Source organism: Vescimonas sanitatis, assembly GCF_049060325.1.
In the GTDB taxonomy this organism is placed as follows: Bacteria; Bacillota; Clostridia; order Oscillospirales; family Oscillospiraceae; genus Vescimonas; species Vescimonas sanitatis.
Genome location: NZ_JBMGPW010000003.1, coordinates 13928 through 33308 on the forward strand (window position 1 = coordinate 13928; position 19381 = coordinate 33308).

The 19381-nt window shown below is 57.7% G+C and carries 22 protein-coding genes, 1 tRNA gene and 1 pseudogene; 18 read left to right on the top strand and 6 right to left on the bottom strand.

The genetic code is table 11. The annotated features are described in order from the left end of the window. Positions 1–26 precede the first annotated feature (26 nt). The 8 genes from ACOMDU_RS04755 to ACOMDU_RS04790 all read left to right on the top strand — a co-directional run bounded on the left by ACOMDU_RS04755 (position 27) and on the right by ACOMDU_RS04790 (position 6814). Entirely contained in the window at positions 27–767 is a 741-nt protein-coding gene (locus ACOMDU_RS04755; protein WP_421129297.1) for a cupin domain-containing protein, read from the top strand. Between the two features lie 5 nt (positions 768–772). Continuing rightward, complete coding sequence (locus ACOMDU_RS04760) at positions 773–1612, top strand: sugar phosphate isomerase/epimerase family protein (RefSeq protein WP_421129298.1); 840 nt, start codon at positions 773–775, stop codon at positions 1610–1612. Continuing rightward, on the top strand, positions 1603–2439 hold the full coding sequence (locus ACOMDU_RS04765) for a sugar phosphate isomerase/epimerase family protein (protein ID WP_421129299.1): 837 nt from the start codon (positions 1603–1605) through the stop codon (positions 2437–2439). The genes ACOMDU_RS04760 and ACOMDU_RS04765 overlap by 10 nt, the downstream gene beginning before the upstream one ends. Positions 2440–2489: 50 nt before the next feature. Further along, positions 2490–3341 (top strand): transporter substrate-binding domain-containing protein, encoded by an 852-nt coding sequence (locus ACOMDU_RS04770; protein WP_421129300.1) that lies wholly within the window; start codon positions 2490–2492, stop codon positions 3339–3341. Between the two features lie 79 nt (positions 3342–3420). Beyond that, positions 3421–4107 carry an amino acid ABC transporter permease gene (locus ACOMDU_RS04775; protein WP_421129301.1) on the top strand — a complete coding sequence of 229 codons (687 nt, stop codon included), beginning with the start codon at positions 3421–3423 and terminating at the stop codon, positions 4105–4107. A gap of 16 nt (positions 4108–4123) precedes the next feature. Continuing rightward, on the top strand, positions 4124–5386 hold the full coding sequence (locus ACOMDU_RS04780) for a nickel pincer cofactor-dependent isomerase, group 22 (protein ID WP_421129303.1): 1263 nt from the start codon (positions 4124–4126) through the stop codon (positions 5384–5386). Positions 5387–5624: 238 nt separating this feature from the next. Continuing rightward, a complete protein-coding gene (locus ACOMDU_RS04785; RefSeq protein WP_421129304.1) occupies positions 5625–6131 on the top strand; it encodes an aminopeptidase P family N-terminal domain-containing protein in 507 nt (168 codons plus the stop codon). Continuing rightward, positions 6128–6814, top strand: a complete 687-nt coding sequence (locus tag ACOMDU_RS04790) for a M24 family metallopeptidase (RefSeq protein ID WP_421129305.1) — start codon at positions 6128–6130, stop codon at positions 6812–6814. Before ACOMDU_RS04785 ends, ACOMDU_RS04790 begins: the two co-directional genes overlap by 4 nt. 338 nt (positions 6815–7152) lie before the next feature. On the opposite strand, the pseudogene ACOMDU_RS04795 reads toward ACOMDU_RS04790, so the two are convergent. The 3 genes and pseudogenes from ACOMDU_RS04795 to ACOMDU_RS04805 all read right to left on the bottom strand — a co-directional run. Continuing rightward, a pseudogene (locus ACOMDU_RS04795) lies at positions 7153–7245 on the bottom strand (hypothetical protein); the annotation flags it as partial. Between the two features lie 222 nt (positions 7246–7467). Further along, on the bottom strand, positions 7468–8346 hold the full coding sequence (locus tag ACOMDU_RS04800; protein WP_421129306.1) for a sigma factor: 879 nt from the start codon (positions 8344–8346) through the stop codon (positions 7468–7470). Between the two features lie 18 nt (positions 8347–8364). Then, positions 8365–9480, bottom strand: a complete 1116-nt coding sequence (locus ACOMDU_RS04805) for a DUF6076 domain-containing protein (RefSeq protein ID WP_421129307.1) — start codon at positions 9478–9480, stop codon at positions 8365–8367. A gap of 145 nt (positions 9481–9625) precedes the next feature. On the opposite strand from ACOMDU_RS04805, the gene ACOMDU_RS04810 reads away from it, so the two are divergent. The 5 genes from ACOMDU_RS04810 to ACOMDU_RS04830 all read left to right on the top strand — a co-directional run bounded on the left by ACOMDU_RS04810 (position 9626) and on the right by ACOMDU_RS04830 (position 15227). After that, complete coding sequence (locus ACOMDU_RS04810; protein WP_421129308.1) at positions 9626–10681, top strand: AAA family ATPase; 1056 nt, start codon at positions 9626–9628, stop codon at positions 10679–10681. Positions 10682–10954: 273 nt separating this feature from the next. Further along, entirely contained in the window at positions 10955–11260 is a 306-nt protein-coding gene (locus tag ACOMDU_RS04815; RefSeq protein WP_421129310.1) for a plasmid mobilization protein, read from the top strand. A gap of 5 nt (positions 11261–11265) precedes the next feature. Further along, positions 11266–12717 (top strand): relaxase/mobilization nuclease domain-containing protein, encoded by a 1452-nt coding sequence (locus ACOMDU_RS04820; RefSeq protein WP_421129312.1) that lies wholly within the window; start codon positions 11266–11268, stop codon positions 12715–12717. Between the two features lie 2 nt (positions 12718–12719). Continuing rightward, complete coding sequence (locus tag ACOMDU_RS04825; RefSeq protein WP_421129314.1) at positions 12720–13928, top strand: tyrosine-type recombinase/integrase; 1209 nt, start codon at positions 12720–12722, stop codon at positions 13926–13928. Between the two features lie 126 nt (positions 13929–14054). Beyond that, positions 14055–15227 (top strand): tyrosine-type recombinase/integrase, encoded by a 1173-nt coding sequence (locus tag ACOMDU_RS04830; RefSeq protein WP_421129316.1) that lies wholly within the window; start codon positions 14055–14057, stop codon positions 15225–15227. A gap of 117 nt (positions 15228–15344) precedes the next feature. On the opposite strand, the gene ACOMDU_RS04835 is transcribed toward ACOMDU_RS04830, so the two are convergent. Next, positions 15345–15421: transfer RNA gene (locus ACOMDU_RS04835), tRNA-Arg, on the bottom strand. Positions 15422–15597: 176 nt separating this feature from the next. Here ACOMDU_RS04835 and ACOMDU_RS04840 point away from each other — a divergent pair. The 3 genes from ACOMDU_RS04840 to ACOMDU_RS04850 all read left to right on the top strand — a co-directional run bounded on the left by ACOMDU_RS04840 (position 15598) and on the right by ACOMDU_RS04850 (position 17188). Further along, positions 15598–16227: a redox-sensing transcriptional repressor Rex gene (locus tag ACOMDU_RS04840; RefSeq protein WP_022136103.1), complete on the top strand. Its 630-nt coding sequence runs from the start codon at positions 15598–15600 to the stop codon at positions 16225–16227. Positions 16228–16305: 78 nt separating this feature from the next. After that, the gene (locus ACOMDU_RS04845; RefSeq protein ID WP_022136104.1) at positions 16306–16452 is read left to right on the top strand and encodes a hypothetical protein; all 147 of its coding nucleotides are present in this window, start codon (positions 16306–16308) and stop codon (positions 16450–16452) included. Between the two features lie 133 nt (positions 16453–16585). Further along, positions 16586–17188, top strand: coding sequence for an NUDIX hydrolase (locus tag ACOMDU_RS04850; RefSeq protein ID WP_421129319.1), 603 nt, complete (start codon positions 16586–16588; stop codon positions 17186–17188). A gap of 38 nt (positions 17189–17226) precedes the next feature. Here ACOMDU_RS04850 and ACOMDU_RS04855 read toward each other — a convergent pair whose 3' ends face one another. Further along, complete coding sequence (locus tag ACOMDU_RS04855) at positions 17227–17805, bottom strand: manganese efflux pump MntP (protein ID WP_421129321.1); 579 nt, start codon at positions 17803–17805, stop codon at positions 17227–17229. A 13-nt stretch (positions 17806–17818) separates the two neighbouring features. Further along, complete coding sequence (sfsA, locus tag ACOMDU_RS04860; protein ID WP_421129323.1) at positions 17819–18493, bottom strand: DNA/RNA nuclease SfsA; 675 nt, start codon at positions 18491–18493, stop codon at positions 17819–17821. Between the two features lie 239 nt (positions 18494–18732). On the opposite strand from sfsA, the gene ACOMDU_RS04865 reads away from it, so the two are divergent. Together ACOMDU_RS04865 and ACOMDU_RS04870 are read left to right on the top strand one after the other, a co-directional pair. After that, complete coding sequence (locus ACOMDU_RS04865) at positions 18733–19008, top strand: OadG family protein (protein ID WP_421129324.1); 276 nt, start codon at positions 18733–18735, stop codon at positions 19006–19008. Positions 19009–19028: 20 nt separating this feature from the next. Beyond that, positions 19029–19373, top strand: a complete 345-nt coding sequence (locus ACOMDU_RS04870; RefSeq protein ID WP_421129326.1) for a biotin/lipoyl-containing protein — start codon at positions 19029–19031, stop codon at positions 19371–19373. Positions 19374–19381: the final 8 nt, after the last annotated feature.

The following is a 19381-nucleotide window of genomic DNA, read 5'->3' on the forward strand; positions in this document are numbered from 1 at the left end:
CGAAATAATGAAAGGATGAAAAACAAATGTCTGCCATCAAGTTTCACAAAGCAAGCGAATACAAGAAGGTATTCAACGAAAACGGTCTGGCTCGTCAGAGCGTTTTGACCGGCGAGTACAAGGATGTCGCCATCTATAAGTGTACGCTGGCTGCCGGTGCAAAATGGGAGCCGGAGCTGTATCCCCAGCAGGAGAAGGTGCAGATCCTGCTTTTCACCGAGGGTACCGGCTATGTAGCCACCCCCCACAAGGCATTTCAGATCGAAGAGGTCTCCGTGTTTGTCCCCCGCTTCGACCAGGAGAGCTTCTTTATTCAGGCCGATAGCGAGCTGAGCTTCCTGCAGATCGTCGCCAACCTTTCCGACTATGACCGCGAAAACATGGCCGACTCCCACATCGCCCTGCCCCGCTTCCGCCCCGTGTCTCAGGGCTGGCAGTACGAGGAGAACTTCAAGACCCGCGACATCGAATCCTACACCCTGATCGAGCACCGCTATTTCGGTCGTTTGTCCATGGGCGCCGTATACGGCAAAGGCCCCAACGAGGTCGGCCAGCACATCCACAACGAGCTGGAGCAGTGGTACTACGCCCTGCCCGGTGCAAAGTTCACTTACCATGTAAACGACGAGGAGATCCCCTTCAACGAGGGCGACCTGTCCTATACTCCCCACGGCAACTACCACGGCACCAGCGCCGAGGACGGCCAGCGCTTCGACTATATCTGGTTCGAGCTGTGCGAGAACGGCTATCCCGGCCAGCTGAAGTAAGCGCCATGCTGTCGCCAGACACGATCTTAGGCAGCAACGGATTTTACAGTCATTGGACGCTCCCTGCGTTTCTGACGGCGCAGCAGGAGATGGGTGTGCGCCGCATCGCTTTTCACCACGTCCCCGCGCACCTGTGGCTGGATCACTATCGCTGCGTGGGCGCAGAGACGCTGAAACAGCACTTGGCAGAGGCCGGTATCGCAGTGGATGTCTTTCACCCCGGCCGGTATCATTACAGCCTTTTCGCCTCAGCCGGAACCCGGCAGGATCTATGCACCCGCGAGTACCTGCGCCGCTGTATGGACGTCGCCAGCTCGCTGGGCTGCACCACAGTTTGCCTGCAGCCCGATGGCGCTCTGATAGACGACCAGAACAGCTTGTCGTCGTTGTGCCGCCAATTATCCGCGCTGTGCGGCGACGCCGTCCAGTATGGCGTGACCCTCTGTTTACAAACCGTTACCCCGGAAGACAGCGCCATCCTGCATACGCTGCCCCAGCTTCTCACGGTGTTGGACGCCGTTCCAGAGCTGGCAGCCGCGCTGGACACTGTACCCGTCAGCCTGGCAGGCGAGAGCATCCCCCAGTGGTTTGACAAGCTGGGTCAGCGTATCCGCTTCGTAAGATTTCAGGACGGCCGCGGCTGTTACGGCCGTATTTGGGGACAAGGCGTGTTCCCCAGTCAGGACTACGCGCACCAGCTCCTTCACAGCGGGTATAGCGGTCTTGTCAGCATCAACGGTCTTTCGACACGTTATCAAGAGGATCCAGCCGCCGCAGACCGACGCAACCGTGCCGCAGTTCTGGCCATGCTGTCCGGCAAGGAGGAAAGCAGCCTATGGATTTGATACAACGCCGTCAGGCAGCCGTCATGAACCAGCATTATCAACGGTACTCGCTGGACTATTTTCTGGATGCACAGCAGCGTATCGGCTTTACCAGCATCGAGCTTTGGTGCGGTGCCCAGCATTTTTGGCTGGACGACCAGCACTATGATGATGTACAATCGCTCTTGCGCAAAGTGCAGCGCCGTGGGCTGGAGGTGGTCTCCCTCACATGCCCCAGCTTTTGCTTCCAGTATCAGTATGCGCCATTTTCCCCAGAGGTAGCAGACTACTGCCTGTCCTATTTCAAAAAAGGGCTAGCTGTGGCAGAGGATTTAGGCTGCACCGTTATGACGGTCAACTCCGGCTGGGGCTGCATGGACCGGCCCCGCCAGGAATCCTGGAACGCCTCATGCGAGCTACTGCGGCAGCTGGCCGAGGAGGCGGAGCAGCGGCATATAACGCTGGCGCTGGAGTCCCTGCGTCAGGACGAGACAGATCTTGCCTATGATCTGCCTACCACGCGGCAGCTCATCGAGCAGGTGGGACACCCCAGCTTAAAGGTCATGGCGGACACCATCGCCACCGGTGCCTGCGGTGAAACGTTGGAGGATTGGTTTGCCGCATTCGGCTCTGATCTGGTGCATATGCACTTTCTTGACGGCGACCCCTTCGTACACAATATATGGGGCGACGGCAACTATCCGCTGGAGCAGATGCTGCGTTGCCTGCAAGCCAACGCATACACCGGCTATTTGGTGCAGGAGGTAGCGGACGAGCGCTACTTTGCCGACCCTGTCGCCGCCGACCTGCAAAACTACCGTGTGCTGAGCCGTTTCTTCTCTGATTGAGGCGGCTTGCAAAAAAAGAGAACAAACTTAAGAAAGGTAAGGAAAGCAAAATGAAAACGATGAAACGCGCATTGACCCTGATTATGGCGGTCATGATGGTCGCCGCGATGGCCGCCTGCGGCAATAAGCCCGCAGCGAGCAACGGTGACGAAACCACCGACGACGGATCCCTCAAACGCGTGCAGGATGCCGGCAAGCTGATCGTGGCCTGCGAGACATCATGGCCCCCCTTCGCCTACATTGATGACAAGCAGCAGCTGGTGGGCTACGACGTGGAAGTCGCTGCCGAGATTGCCAAGCGTCTGGGCGTAGAGATCGAGTACTCCAGCTCCAACAGCTGGGACGGCATCGTGGCCAGCCTTGACTCCGGCCGCGTGGACGCCATCTTCAACGGTGTGAACATCGCCGGCCGCGTGGACAAGTACGGCATGACCATCCCCTATATGCAGAATCAGCTGGTGCTGACCGTTGCCGCCGACAACGAGGACATCAAGAGCTTCGAAGACTTGGACGGCAAACTGGTAGCCAACGCACTGGAAGGCTCCAACGGTAAGCTGGCAAAGTCCTATGGCGCCGAGCTGACCCCCGCCGGTCTGGCAGAGGCCATGACCCTGCTAAAGGATCACCGCGCTGACGCACAGATCGAGGATCAGATCGTTATGGCCCTGTATCTGGAGGGCAAGCCCGACATGAAGCAGTACGTCAAGCAGGTAGCCTTCTATGAGCCCGCAGATATCACCGAGATGCAGGTGGCCGGCTGCTTCCGCATCGCCGACAAGGAGCTGGTAGAAGCCTGCAACCAGGCTCTGACTGACATGAAGGCCGACGGCACCCTGTATGATCTGGCTGTAAAGTATCTCAGCCAGGACGTGGCCGACAGTCTGGATGTGTTCACTAAATAAATAAACACCGAGCCGGTGGAGACGCTCGTTTCCAACGGGCGTCCCACCGGCTATTACCTTTCAGAAAGCGAGTGTGCGTATGAGCGATCAATTTATGAGGATCGTGGAGATTCTCCTCAACTCTTTCTGGCCTCTGTGCAAGGCAGCACTGAAATATACGATACCCTTGACCATTGTTTCTTTCGGCTGCGGCACAGTACTGGCTTTTATCACCGCGATCTTCCGCTTGTCGGGCGTTCGCATTTTGCAAGGCATTGCAAAGTTTTATATCTGGATCATCCGCGGCACGCCCCTTCTGGTGCAGTTGTTCGTGATCTTCTACGGCCTGCCCAGTCTGGGAATCGTGCTCAGTCCCTTTGTTTCCGGCGTACTGGGCCTGTCCCTGTGTCAGGGCGCCTATAACTCGGAGATCGTCCGCGCCGCGATCCTTTCTGTCCCCAGCGGACAATGGGAGGCAGCCAAGGCGCTGGGCATGACTCGGGCGCAGACCTATATGCGCATCGTCATTCCGCAGGCGGCGCGCACAGCCGTCCCCTCTCTGGGCAATCAGTTCATCGGGCTGACCAAGGACACCTCTCTGGCCGGTATGCTGACCATCCCCGAGCTGCTGCAGACCGGCCAGCAGATCACCGCAGTTGTCTACGAACCGCTGGCGCTGTATCTGGAGGTGGCGTTTGTTTATCTGCTGATGAACTCCGCTCTAACCGTGCTGCAGAGCAAGCTGGAAAAGCGGCTGAGCAAACACGTACAGCAGAGAACCAACTGAGAGGGAGGCAGCAGCAATGAGTGCAATCAGCGACATTTTGAAAGACATTCGTCTGCCGCGCATGGTACGAGTCCACCAGCAATTTGACTCTCAGGTGGTGGAGGACATCCCCGGAGAGATCACGCGACAGCTGTCCGGTGATTTTCCTCACGGAATCAAAGCCGGTATGTCTGTGGCGATCACCTGCGGAAGCCGCGGTATCGCCAATCTCAGCACCATTATGCGCACAGTTGTGGATTTCTGCATCCGCCAAGGCGCACACCCCTTCATCATACCCGCCATGGGCAGTCACGCAGGCGCGACAGCCGAAGGGCAGCAGGGTATGCTGGCCGCGTTAGGTGTGACCGAGGAGAGCTGCGGCTGTCCGATCATCAGTTCTATGGAAACAAAGGTCATTGGCCAGACAGCAGAGGGCCACGTGGTACAGATCGACCGGCACGCAGCCGAGGCAGACGGCATTATCGTCATCAACCGTATCAAGCCCCACCCCGTCTTTGTCGCGCCCTATGAAAGCGGCCTGATGAAGATGATGACCATCGGCTTAGGCAAGCAGAAGCAAGCCGAGGTCGTGCATCAGATGGGCTTTGAGAATTTCCATCACCTCATCCCCTTGTTCGGCAATGCCGTGCTGGATCACGCCAATATTCTCTTTGGCCTGGCCATCATTGAGAATGCCTATGACCAGACCAACCGCCTGGTAGCTCTGACACCGGAGTGTATCCGGCAGGAGGAGCCCAGCTTGCTGCTGGACGCAAAAGCCAAGATGCCCAGGCTGCTTTCCGGCTACGCGGACATTCTGGTCGTAGATAAGATGGGTAAGGATATCAGCGGTGATGGTATGGACCCCAACATCACCGGCCGCTTCTGCCAGTACTACACCGGCAAGCCGAACTTCACAGCCAAGCGCGTGGCGGTGCTCGACCTCACCGAGGCCACCCACGGCAACTTCATCGGTATTGAAGCAGCAGACGTGACCACTCGTCGAGTAATCGACAAGGCCGATCCAGAGCAGACATACCCCAACTCTCTGACATCCTGCGGCAACCAGCACATGCCCATGTACATGAAAAATGACCGTGAGGCTATTCAGTGCGCCATTAAGATCAGCACCGGCATCGACCTGAATGATGCCCGCATCATCCGCATCCCGGATACGCTGCACGTGACAGATATCATGGTCAGCGAGAATATGCTGCCGGAGATTCTGCAGCGCAATGATATGCAGGTGTTGGGCGAGCCCGAGGAGTGGCCTTTTGATGAAAATGGAAACCTCTGGTGAGTTTCAGACTCTACGCTTCTTGATAGGCAAAAAGGATCACCGCCCGGTCGGGCGGTGATCCTTTTTTGATACACGCTTGACGCAAGAGCTCAGTCCAGCAGTACATCGATGCCGGAGTTACGCATTTCTCCGCAATGACCTTTGTGGATGACGACCTTACCCAGACCAAGGAGAGTATGCAGCTCTTTGCGGAAGAAGTCCTTCCGGCATTTCGTTGAGAAGGGTCGGTGAAACGGGTATGGAGTTGAAAGCATTTCGCCGCCGCCGCGTGCAGGAGGCGATGAAGGATTCCAATGTGCAGATCCTGATCGCATCCCTTCCGCAGAACATCGCCTATCTGACCGGAGGATATGTGAGCGTAGGTCAAAATGTGCTGTGTTCATCACAGGCCTATGTCGCCTATCTGCTTCCGGAGGGTAAGCTATACTGCATCGTCGGTCACGCCGAGATCCCCTCCGTGTTGGAGTTTGAGGGCGGCAACGCAGAGATCGTGCCTTTTGGAGCCTTCCGCTTTGCATACGCCGATGCTCTTCCGAAGCCGCCAGATATTCCGAGTATTAGCAGAAAACAAAGAGCTCCGCACTACAGGCGCTTCTCGATACGCTTCGCGAGCTGGTCAAGACCGACGATATGCAAATCGCTCTGGATACCAGCCGTATGCCATACGAAACTACCGCCGGCATACTTGCAGCATTCCCCACGGCATCTGTTTCCGGCGCAGCAGTATTCTATAAGGCTCGCATGATTAAAGCTAAGGAAGAGATAGCGGGCATCGCACGTTCGGCGCAGATCGCTGAGCAAGCACTGCTCGCCGGCCTGAAGGATTTCCGTCCCGGCGACACAGAGCAGGACCTGGGGAACAGCTTCCGCCGCCATGCGGCACAGCACGGCGCGAAGGATATCTTCTGCGTGGCGACTGCCAACAAACGTGCGGCATTTTGTGATACCGTCAACCAGCCTGTTCCTATCGAACGTGGAAGTTTGATTCGTTTTGATTACGGGTGCGACTATCAGGGTTATACATCGGATCTGTCCAGAACGGTATGCGTTGGGACGCCGGATGAAAAAACCGTTCGTCTGTATGATGCGATTCGTGCCGGCACAGAGGCGGCTATCGCCGCAGCCCGTCCCGGCGTCCGAGCCTGTGAGCTGTTTCAGATCGCAGTAGAGACGACTCGCAGCAATGGTATCCCTCATTACAGGCGGCACCATGTGGGTCACTGTTTGGGTCTTGAGGTCTATGATGACCCGTCTATCACACCTGATAATCAGACTGTGCTGCAGGCAGATATGGCTTTGAACATCGAAACACCGTATTACGAGCTTGGCTGGGGCGGCGTTCAGGTAGAAGACACCGTTGCCATTACCGAGAACGGCGCTGTGCGTCTGGATGTGAGCGATAATCATCTGATTGTTTTGGATATCTGAAGGCTCTGCCACGATTCGGAAAGATGCAGCGCCGCTCTGGGTGTTACTGGTTAGTCTCTCCGCCTTAAACATCCGGCAGCGTGCATCTTTTGGGATAGGCTATGATGGCACGATCCCCTCGGCAGTCTAAGAGCGCGCTTCCCTTTCACACAGGGAAGCGCGCTCTTTCTTCATTTATTTGATGCAGCGGGAAGGAGTTTGTCACCTTTGCAGCACCGTCAATTCTGTCGGATGCAGCAGCAATACTTTCTTCCAAGAGTATGGTTGGTTTTTTTCGGACTTCTAAATATTACTCTGTCCTGCAAGTACACCTGCGCCGCATACTTTCCATTATCACGTCAGTCATCCAACCCCGTTTCATGCTTGAGGATCGCGCCGGTGGCGGCGTTGATCTCGTAGCTGTACGCCATGCCGCCGGACTTGAACTCGACCTCGTAGCACGGGAAGGGAGCTTTTGCATAAGCAAAAGCTCCCTTCTTTTATGTGGTTTCACCAAGCGCAGGTTATGTTATAGGCTTCCATCTCCTGTCATCCGTGTAATGCGCGGAAAGGGCGTTTTATTGCATTTGGACTTAAAAACTTTTTTGATCAAGCTCCGCTGAGCACCTCGTAAACGCGGGCCAACGCTGCTGTCTCATAGATAAAGCGAGCTGTCAGCTCCCGTTCCCCCCCCACCACGTCCTCTGCGGCGTTGTGTAATGCCCCGTCTCCTGCTCCGCCTCCGCCTTGGCGGCGCGGATGGCTTTCTGAGCGGAGAGCCACCGGCCGTAGGCCCCGCCATACAAGTCCTTTTTCAGTTTCCGCAGTGCGGCCTTGTACGCCTTCTCCGCTCCGCTGGGGCCGTTGTAGTTAAGATAGATCGCCAGCTCCTGAAAGGTCATGCCAACCTCGTCCGGCTGACCGATGCCAAGGTAGCTTCGCACCAGATTCAGCTCTCTGGGCGTCAATACTTGCTCCATCCGTTGCATCAGCAGCGTCCGGCGCATCAGGCGGTCATAGGCCACGGCAGGGTCGCCGCCGCAGCTGACGGAGAACACATCGTCCCCTAACTGCTGGACGCAAAACAGCGTCCGGTATTCTTTTATCAATGCCCCAGCTACCTTGACAGATACATTCAGTTCTCCGCACACCACCTTGACCAACTCAGCATCAGATGAGTCCCATCCCTCGGCACAGAGGTATGCCACCCTGCGCAGTTGATTGTACCGGCTGGTTGGGACGGACAGAGGAAAGGCGTACCGCGCGGCGTAGTCGGGCAGCGCCGCTTCTATCGCGGGCGTCGCATAGGTCAGCAGTTTTGTTCCGTAGGCGGGATCAAAGCGCCCTGCCGCGTCCAGCAGTGCCAGCGCCGCCTCCTGCTTCAAATCCTCCATCTCACACCACGGCGTGTACGCCCGCACCGGGTCGGTGAGGTAACCCTCGTTCTGTGCGACGAGCTGCTCCGCGGCGTTTTTGTCTCCGGCTTGTATTCGCAAAGCCAGCTCTTCATTGCAGGGGCCGCCCCCGGCAACGGTGTACATATTTTTCGTCACAGGAATGCCCCCCCTTCCTCATTTCAGCCGCTTCTCTGCCTCCGCGTAAATGTGTTCCAATTCCATGTCCCGCGCATATCCGTCAGCGGCATAGTCGTTGTCCATCAGTGCCTTGTCCCGGTAGCTCCCCGCCAGATACAGTGCCTCCCGCCGCAGGTCATCGGAGATCTTCCCTCTCTGGTGATGCTTGCGGATGGTGTCGGTGCGGGTATTGAACAGGCGGTAGACCGGGTGCTGTTTGTTCTGCTCCTTCTGGTGCATCATCGCGCCGTACTGCCGGCAGGTATAGCGATTGTCCTGCGGGGCGACGCCGTCGCAGTATTTAGGGATGTGGCCGTTGGTGGTCAGAAAGTATCTTCCGCAGCCTTGGCACTGGCTGGGCGCGTGGCCGTGGTGCAATCCGTTCATCAGGTCGAACACATAAAAGTCAATGGCACGCTTGCAAATCACACGCTGCGCGGTTTTCCATTTTTCCTCATTGTTCTCATCCTGAAAATATTTGAATCCTGTGATAACTCTTGGATAGGAGAAAAACTCCTCTACCCCGCCAAACGGCATCTGCTCCAACAGGATCAGAAAGCTGTCATCCTCATCAAAGCACTCATGCGCCGCCTTTGCGAAGGCGTCTGCATTACGCTGCTTCGATCCGCGCAGATATTTCCTTTCAAATGCGCGGATGAGCAGGCAAAAATTATAGATTGCCACCAAGCTTCTCAGGATCGGCTCACAAAAGGAAAGCGCCAAGTACGGAAGATGCGCCTCCTCTTCCTCGTAGTCCCGATCGAGCCGCTCCTCACTCAAAGCATGTTCAAGATTCTCATACGCGCGTTGCTCTTCGCAATAGCAAAACGGAGGACAAGTATACAACCATGAAACTGTGTTACGCAGCAGCGGTTTCAGTTGTGACGCAATATCATGGCGCTTGCTCTTTTCGGCTGTGCTCAAATCGTCCACGAGCGCCGTCAGCACAGCGATACGCTCCAGAAGAGGATCGTGGATCGCACCGGCAAAGTTCAAGATCTCCGCCGCAAAATGTCCCGCTGGAAATTCCTTTCCCTCGTAGTACACACGGTCATTCCAGCAGTCCATTGTCATGGTGTCAAATGTGTTATACTGATCCGTTCCGATCTTCAAAAGCCCGCCTCCTGTCCCATATCCGTTTTACAGCTGTCCTGCGATATTCTCATTCTATCAAAAAATACAGAATAATCAAGTGAAAGGGTTAGAGCCTCGACTGCAGCGAGGTCTCTGCCCTTATCCTTTTATCCGGAGGTTTTTTATGTCTCAAATCAAACGACTGCAAACCATTGACGCGGACACGCTGCAAAGCACCGCTTATGAGCCGGTCTCCTTCGTGGTCGACGATCTGCTGCCCCAGGGACTGCACCTACTGGCAGGCGCGCCGAAGATCGGCAAATCGTGGCTGGCACTGTGGCTGTGTCTCTGCGCCGCGCAGGGCAAGCCGCTCTGGACCTTCGCCACGCGCCCATGCGAGGTGCTGTACCTCTGTCTGGAGGACAGCTTCCAGCGTATCCAAAGCCGCCTCTTTGATCTCACGGAGGACGCGCCGCCCACGCTGCACTTCGCTGTCATGTCCCAGCAGCTCCACAACGGGCTGGTGGAACAGATCGAGCAATTCCTGAAAGAGCATCCGCAGACCAGGCTCATCGTCATCGACACGCTCCAGCGTATCCGCACCGTGGGCAATGACGCAAACCCGTATGCCAGCGACTATCGGGACATCGGCGTTCTGAAAGCGCTGGCGGACAAACACCGCATCGCCATTCTGCTGGTGCATCACCTGCGGAAGATGAATGACGATGATCCCATGAACATGATCTCCGGCACCACCGGACTCAGCGGTGCCACCGACAGCAACTTCGTCCTCCGCAAGAGCAAGCGCAGAGAAAACACCACCACGCTCTACTGCACCGGGCGGGACATCCCCTACCGGGAACTGGCATTGGAGTTCGATGGCGAGGATCATGTCTGGAAGCTGCTGTCGGATGACTGCGAACAGACGGAGCAGCCCAGTGAGAGAATTCTTTTTCTTCTCTCTGAACTGCTGCGCCAGCAGCCGGAGATCAGCGCCCCTGCCAAGGTGCTGCTGGAAAAGATCGACCCTGTCGGTACGGAGGGACTGACCCCCAACAGCTTTTCCCACCGAATCCGCAAAAGCGTTGACGCTCTAAGGCGAAACGGTATTACGGTGTCCTTCCGCAAGAGCAACGGCGACCGGCTGATCTGCCTGAAAAGGGCCGATGGGGTCGATGATCTCACTACCGAAAACATCGTCACCATCGACCCTGAGAACCCGCCGTGTTTCGGCGTGTGAGCCGCTGTGTGCGCGGTTCGGGGCTGGGGTGGTGGTGTACACGCCGAGAGCTGTTTACCGCACACGGCGCGGGACGCGGGAATCGTCGCCCACTCAGGTGGCGGCGACGGCCAGCATCGCATTTGTCTGGTCTGCGGCGAAGCCGCTGCCCTGCCAAATGCACTGGGCGGGGCGTGGCCCCACACCCCATTTTCGGGCAGAAGCCCACACCCACTTAAAGACCCCCAGATCTCCGAGGGGACGAGAGAAATCATTTCAGAAAGGTCATTGATTATGAAAAAAGATATCAAATTCAGTACGCGCATGGCGTCCGCTGACCGCGAGAAGATCAAAGCGCTGGCGGCGAAGGCTCATATGTCCATGAGCGAATACGTCACTGCCTGCTGCCTCGGCAAGCGGATCATTGTCATCGACGAGCAGAAAGAGCTGCTCCGCCAGCTCAAGGGCATTGGCAGCAACATCAACCGCCTCACCGTCCTTGCCAACATGGGCAAGGTGCAGGTCATCGGTCTCGACAAGGCCGCGCAGGAACTGTCCGAGGTCAGCGCCGCTCTGCGGTCAGTCTTGGAAGGTCGGTGAGCCGTATGGCCATCGTACATTTTGTGAACTACAAGCGGGGCACGCAGTCCCGCGCCGCCATGCGCGGCGTGATGCTCTACGTCATGCAGGAGAGGAAAACCGCATGGGAGGATGGGCCGCTCATCAGCGGCATCAACTGCCAGCCCCAAAGCGTCTACGACGATTTCCTGAACACGAAGCTGCTCTACCACAAGGACGGCGGCGTGCTGTTCTACCACATGGTGCAGAGCTTTCCGAAGGGCGCGGCGGTCGATCCCCGGCAGGCCCACGAAGCCGCGCGGCGGCTGGCGGAATACTTCGCCGGCTGCGAGGTGTTGGTCTGCACCCACGTAGACCGGGAGCACATCCACTCCCACTGCGTCATCAACTCCGTTAACTTTGAGACCGGCAAAAAGCTGCACATGGCAAAGGAACAGATCCAGGAGCTGATGCGGCGCAACGATGCGATCTGTCTGGAAATGGGCCTGCCGGTCTTTGAGCCGACCACGCAGCAGGCCCGCGGCATGGGCGGCGCGGAGTATCATACAGCGCTGAAAGGCCAAAGCTGGAAGCTGCGGCTCATGAACGCCATCGACGAGTGCATGAAATATGCCGCCGACAAAGATGCGTTTATTTCTCTGATGGAATCTGAGGGCTATCAGGTACGATGGGAAAGCGGACGCAAGTACATCACCTACACCACGCCGGAGGGCATGAGGTGCCGGGACAGTAAATTACACGAAGAAAAGTATTGCAAGGAGGTCATGGAGCATGAATTCAGAGTACGAGCGGAGATTATCCACGGACGAGCTGAAGGCCCGCAACCGCGCCGATGCGGAGAAGCCGAAAAATCTGCTGAGCAGCGCACCGCCGAGTACACCGACACAGCCGATGCACCCCATCGTGATCCAATGTCCGCTGCCGCAGGCTATGAGCAAGCTGACACAGCAGGCGGATGGAATAAACTGGGAGCTGGAGGAAATTCGGAATATGCTGCCGGAGTTGAAAACGCACACCGACCTGTCCGGGGTGCAGAGGTCGCTCACGGAGATGCAGAAATCGCTGACGGAGATGAACGAACTGCTGGAACGGGTTGGGAACCTGAGCGAGAAATATTCCTCCGAGTGGATCGACTGGCTCCCGAACTTCAGCCTGCTGGTGGCCCTCAAGTGGATCATGCTGATGCTGATCCTTGGCACAGCGGCACTGGCGGGTTGGTATGGCGCGGCGGCGATCCGCGGCCTGTTCCTCTGATGCCTGCCGTGGCCGGACTGGCTGTCGCGGGGACATTGATGGACGAGGATGAGGACGCCGAGGAAAAGCGGCGGCGCATGGAAGCGAAGATCGCCGCCGAAAACCTCGGTGCTGTGATCGGCTTCGCCGCAGGCGCAGCTCTGGCAATGAAAGGAAAATTGGATGAACAGGCTGCGCAAGAAGAACAGAAAAAGCAACAGCAGCAGACCATGGGAGGATTGTAAGAATGGCAAGCATCAAGCAATTGGATGAGCGACGGTATAAGATCACCGTCAGCAACGGCTACCGACCCAACGGCAAAAAAATCAGCAAGGCGAAGACCATCCAAGTCCCGCCCGGTGTCCCCAAGCGCGGCATCGGGCAGTATGTCGCCCACGCTGCCGAAGAGCTGGAGCGCAGCTTCAAGACTGGCTACGCCGAGGACGGCGAGATGACCTTTGAGGAATTCGCCTCCCGCTGGCTGAAGCGGCAGACGAAATATGCCCCCAGCACCATCGCTGCATACCGCCGGATGCTGGAGGTGGTGTATCCCATGATCGGCGGCATCCGCCTCAATAAGCTCCGACCGATGGCACTGGAAAATATGCTCTCCGAGCTGCGCAAGCGCAAGCACCACGGAAAGCGCATCAACGAATCCACCGCGCAGCGATACCTCTCTGTGGTCTCCGCCGTACTCAGCGACGCCAAGCGCAATGAGATCATCGAGAAGAATCCCGCGCGGATGTTAGACCTCCCCACACCGCAGCGCACGGTGCAGCGTATCCCCACGCGAAGCGAGGTGGAAAAGCTGCTGGACGCGCTGGCAAAGGAGCCGCGGAACTACCGCCTGTTCTATCTGCTCTCCATGTACACCGGCTGCCGCCGGGGCGAGCTGTGCGCTCTGCAATGGTCGGACTTCACCGCCACGCAAAATGGTCTCCTGCTCACCGTCAGCCGCTCCCGCAGCAGCGTTCCCGGCAAGGGCATCGTGGAAGGCAGCACCAAAAACGGCAAGAGACGTGAAGTCTATCTCTCCTCCGATCTGCGCGGCATCCTCCTCGCCTACAAGCGCCGCAAGCAGATGGAGGCGGACAAGCAGCGCCGCAGGCTCAGCCCCCACCTCTTCACCGACGAGCAGGGGCAGCTCATCCACCCGGACACCTTCACCAAGCGGCTGCGGAAGATTTATGAATCCATCGGCTTTCCGCGGGAGTACCATCTCCACACCCTGCGCCATTACTTCGTGACATCACTGCTGCACTGCGGCGTGGACAAGCAAACGGTGGCAGATATTGTCGGCCACGCTGATACAGGATTCTTAGAGCGCACCTACTGCCATCCACAGCAGAAACAGAAAGAACAGGCGGCAGCCTCCATGCGCACCATGCTCCGGTCGGACGGCAGTCCGATTTTTAATCTGGCTGCTGGTTGTTCCCAAAGACGGCACAGCGCCTGATTGTCGCTTTCGTAGAAATTCGGTTTTCGGATAAATTACAGTAGCTTTGCCTATGCGCTTGCAGTATGTTGTGCTTGCAAAATCCACCTCAACTGTATTGAGGTCAAATGAAAGCGAGGTCATTTTATGGCAAGCATCCGCAAGCGCGGCAGCAGCTATCTCATCGTAGTCTCCATGGGCTACGACTACAACGGAAACCGCATCAAGCCCCAGCAGAAAACCGTACACCCGCCGGAGGAACTGACGCCCAAGCAGGTGGAAAAGTGGCTCAACGAACAGGCCGTCCTCTTTGAGCGGGAATGCCGCCACACGCCGCAGCCCGTCCAGCAGCTCACGCTGGCAAAATACATCGACCTGTGGCTGGAGACGGTTGCACCCAGCAAGCTGGCAAAGTCCACCATCCGCCGCGACCGGCAGGACATCGAGCGCATCCTCCCGGCGCTGGGCCACTACAAGCTCACCGAGCTGCGGCCGGAGCACTTCCGGAATTTCTACGCCGAACTGCGAAAAGCTATCCGTCCCGACACAAAAAAGCCACTCTCCGAGTACACCATTGAGGGCGTGCACGCTACGCTGTGCAGCATCCTCTCTGATGCCGTGGAGAGTGGCTTTCTTTCGCATAATCCGGCGTGGCGCACCTACCGCTACGCCGGGCGCAAGTGCGAAAAGAAGATCGCGGACGAGGAAACGGCGCAGAAGATCATCGCCGCGCTGGAGGGCGAGAGCATCAAGTATGAGACCTACTTCAAGCTCATCATCGCCACAGGAATGCGGCGGGGTGAGTGCTGCGGTCTGAAGTGGTGCGACATTGGTTGGGAGCAGCGGTCCATCCACATCTGCCGCAACGCGGTCAAGGTGACGGACGAGGAGATCTTCGTCAAGGAACCCAAGACCTGCGCGGGCAACCGCTATGTGTACTTCTCATCCGAAATGGAAAGTCTCCTGCGGGAGTACCGGCAGGAATGCGCATACATCACCGAGACCTACGATCAGCGGGAGCTGACCGCCGATGACTTCCTGTTCCGCCGTCAGGGAGCGCGGCTTCCCATGACGCCCACTACCTTCACCTACCGCTTCAAGCTGATCCTCAAGAAAAACGGCTTGCCGCAGGAACTGAACGTCCACTCCCTCCGGCACACCGCCGCCAGCCTGATGATTGCAGGCGGCACGGATGTGGCAACGGTGGCGGGCATTCTCGGCCACAGCCAGCCCTCCACCACGCTGGACATCTACACCCACGCCTTCGACAAGAACAAAAAGGCCGCCAGCGCGGAACTGCAAGGGATGCTGGAGATATGACATAGCGTAATAGCTTAGTTGGATCGCAAAATGTGCAGTAGTGGTCAAATCGGGTTTCAATTCTCCTAACTTTCCGCATATAAAAACCGTCTCAAGCGATATGTTTGAGACGGTTTTTGGTACGCCCGACTGGATTCGAACCAGCGGCCTTTAGAGTCGGAGTCTAACGCTCTATCCAACTGAGCTACGGGCGCATATTCTGTTTTATCAGCTTACAGCCCCATTACTATACCACCTTCCCGGCACAAAGTAAAGAAAATTTTTTCTTCCGACTTTGTTAAAAAAGTTGACAACTTGACAGACTTGTTGTAGAATAACCACAATACATCGAGCGCTGTGCGCCGCATTCCACACAAAAGAAGGTTTTTCTATGAAGAAGCAAAAAATCTCCGATGCTGTCATTCATCGTCTTCCCCGGTACTATCGGTATCTGGACGATCTGTACAACAAAGGCGTGGTGCGTATCAGCTCCAACTCTCTGGGCGCCAAGATGGACATCACCGCCTCCCAGATCCGGCAGGACCTGAGCTGCTTTGGTGAGTTCGGCCAGCAGGGCTACGGCTACAATGTGGCCGAGCTGCGTGCGGAGATCGGCCACATCCTGGGTATAGACAGCGGCCACCGCATCATTGTGATCGGTGTGGGCCATCTGGGTCACGCCCTGCTGCAGAATTTTGATTTTGATAAGGTCGGTTTCCGGATCGACTCCGCCTTTGATGTCTCCCCCGCGCTGATCGGCACGGAGATCCGCGGCGTCTCGGTCCACTCGATGGATGAGCTGGAGGAATATGTCGCCAACTATCACCCCAACGTGGCGGTCCTGACCGTCCCGCAGAATGTAGCCCAGCCGCTGGCGGACCGTCTGATCGGTCTGGGTGTGCGCGGCTTCTGGAATTTTACCAATGTGGAGCTCTCCACCAAGGAGGACGGCGTTTTCTTCGAGGACATCCACTTTGTGGACACCCTGCTGACGCTCAGCTATCGCATCTCGCAGCTCTGAGGCGCACACTTTACCGCAGCCGGCATACTATGAGAATGAGACCGATGTGGCGGTCAAATTTTCATAGGAGGTTACGGTATGTGTAATCAGAATTCCTGCTTTGGCGGCAGCAGCTGCTGCTGGATCATCATCGCCATCATCCTGCTGTTCCTGTTCTGCGGCAACGGCTGCGGCAATGGCTGCGGCTGCGGCGGCAATAACGGCGGCTGCGGGTGCAGCTGCTGAGGATCTACCGCGCATTACGCGTCCCCGCCGCAAGGCGGGGACGTCTTTTTTCGCAGGCCGCTCTGCGATACAACCAAACATCGATAAAAACAATGCGGACAAGCTCCGCTTTTGACCGAGAGGAGGCCCGATCATGGATATTTCCCCCCTGCGCGGCTACTACGCGGCGCATACGCCCACGCTGATGGGTGAGAGAGGCGGCTCCGCCGTGCTGGTCCCCCTGGTCCGTCAGGACGGCGAATACTGCCTGCTGTACGAGATACGCTCCGCCAGCGTCCGGCAGCCGGGCGAGGTGTGCTTCCCCGGCGGCAAGCGCGAGGCGGGGGAAACGGCCATCCAGTGCGCCCTGCGGGAGACCTGGGAGGAGCTTGGCATCCCGGAAAGCGCCGTGACCGTTATCGGCGAAATGGACTTCATCCACATCCGTGCGGGCAGCCTGCTCCGGCCCGTGCTGGGTGAGGTGGACCCTGCGGCACTGGCAGCCATGCGCCCCGCGCCGGAGGAGGTAGCCGGCACCTTCCTGCTGCCCCTTCGGGAGTTGAAGGCGCATCCGCCGGAGGTCTACCTGTACCGGCAGCCAGTGGAGGCCCCGGATTTCCCCTATGCGGACGCCGGCGTCCCTGCGGACTACCCCTGGCGTCCCTGGCGGCTGGAGGTCCCGGTGTATCACGGCCTGCCTTACCACCTGTGGGGCATCACCGCCCGCATTACTATGGATCTGCTCGCACATCTGTAAAAAGATCCCCCGGCGATATACATCGCCGGGGGATCTTTTTACAGCACGCCAAAATGCTCCAGAATGATCTTCACACCTATCAGAATCAGGATAGTGCCTCCCACGAATTCAGCCTTATTCTTGTACTTTGCGCCGAACACATTGCCCACATACACACCGCCCAGGGAGATCAGGAACGTGGTGCAGCCGATAAGACAGACGGCCATCCAGATGGACACAGACAGCTCCACCATGGAAAACGTGACGCCCACGGCCAGGGCGTCAATGCTGGTGGCCACGGCCAGCACCAGCAGCTCCTTGTGCTTCACCTGCCCGTCGGAGGGCTGCTCGTCCTCCTCTTCCTCAGCGCGGCTCTCGCGAATCATATTCCCGCCGATCCATGCCAGCAGCACGAAGGCGATCCAGGGCGCGAACCGCGTCACATAATGGGCAAACTGTGAGCCCAGCAGCCAGCCCAGCGCGGGCATGACCGCCTGAAATACGCCGAAATACAGGGCGATGAGAAACGCGCTCCTCTTATGCACCTTGTCCGGCATGGCCAGTCCCTTGCATATCGCCACGGCAAAGGCATCCATACTCAAACCGATGCCGATCAGGAATATCTCCAGCAATGTCATACGGACACTCTCCTCACAAAACCACCGGCACAGGGTGATCGATATACATGGCGTCCGGCGCAACACGGCAGCTGTAAGCGGCAATGCTGACCCCCGCCTCGCGCGCCTGCCGCAGGGCCGCGCCGAATGCGGGATGTGTATCATCGTTGGGCGCAAAATCAACGACCTCCGCCATCTGGATGACGAAGAAGGCCGTAGCCCGGCAGCCCTGCTCCACAGCGCGTATCAATTCATGCACGTGCTTCACGCCCCGCTCCGTAGGCGCATCCGGGAAGCGGGCGTGGCCGCCCTGCTCCAGCGTGACCCCCTTGACCTCCACCAGGTGCAGCCCGTCGGGCCGCGTCAAGCAGAAATCAAGCCGCGACTCGCCAAAGCGAAACTCCGGCCGGATGCTCTCGGCCTGCGGGTCGAAGGTCCGTGCAAACTCCGCAAACGCCCGGTTCGGTGCCTGGGCGTCCATATTGATCAGTCTGCCGCCCTTATTCACCGCGACAAGATCGTAGGGTGTCCTACGCCCCGGCGTGACACCCGGCACCAGATACACCTCAGCCCCCGGTACCAGCAGTTCACGACAGCGTCCGGTGTTCTTCACATGGCAGACCGTCTCGGCGCCGTCCAGTTCCACCAGCGCAATGAAGCGATTGGGGCGCGAGAGAAAGCGGCCCTGCACCACATTTTCGTACCGCATAGCCGCGCCTCCCCTGCTTTCGGAATAGAAATACAGTATAGCACAGACAATAGCGGATGGAAAGTATTTTCTTCCAAGGAAAGGTCGTTTCCCTGTGGTTTGTGTATTCCGTCAATGAACCAAAAAATTTTTTAGGACTTCTCACAATTTTGCAGTTTTAGCCGTTTTCGGATTGCATTACTACCAAATGTTTGGTACAATGTGGGTAATCTATATTAGTATGGGAGGAGATCCAAACCATGCCTGAATATTCCAACCTGTTCGTCGTGCTGATGGGCCTGGGAACGGTGTTTGCCGGGCTGCTGTGCATCATACTGCTGGTCACACTGATGAGCTGGGTATGCGCCCGCACCTCCGCGCCCAAGACCGTGCCCCAGATGCCGGCGGCTCCCGCCGCCATGCCCGCACCCGGCGCCGTCACCCCCGCGATGATGGCCGCCGTAGCCGCTGCCATCGCCGAGGACATGGGGACCGATGTCTCCGCCATCCGTATCGTATCCATGAAGAAAGTGTAATGTGTGAGGAGGATTTCACCATGAAAAAGTACAGAGTCAATGTCAACGGTACCGTGTATGAAGTCGAGCTGGAGGAGATCACCGGCGCAGCTCCCGCTGTCTCCGTGGCCGCCCCTGCGGCTGCTCCCGCCCCCGCCGCAGCCCCTGCCGGCGGCGAAAAGGTCTGCGCTCCCATGCCCGGCAACATTCTGGCGGTGAACGTGTCCAACGGCAGCGCCGTCAAGAAGGGCGACGTGCTGATGATCCTGGAGGCCATGAAGATGGAGAACGAGATCATGGCTCCCTGCGACGGCACCGTTACCTCCGTGTCTGTGACCAAGGGCGCCGCCGTGGAGTCCGGCGCGATGCTGTGCACCATCGGCTGACGCCGGAG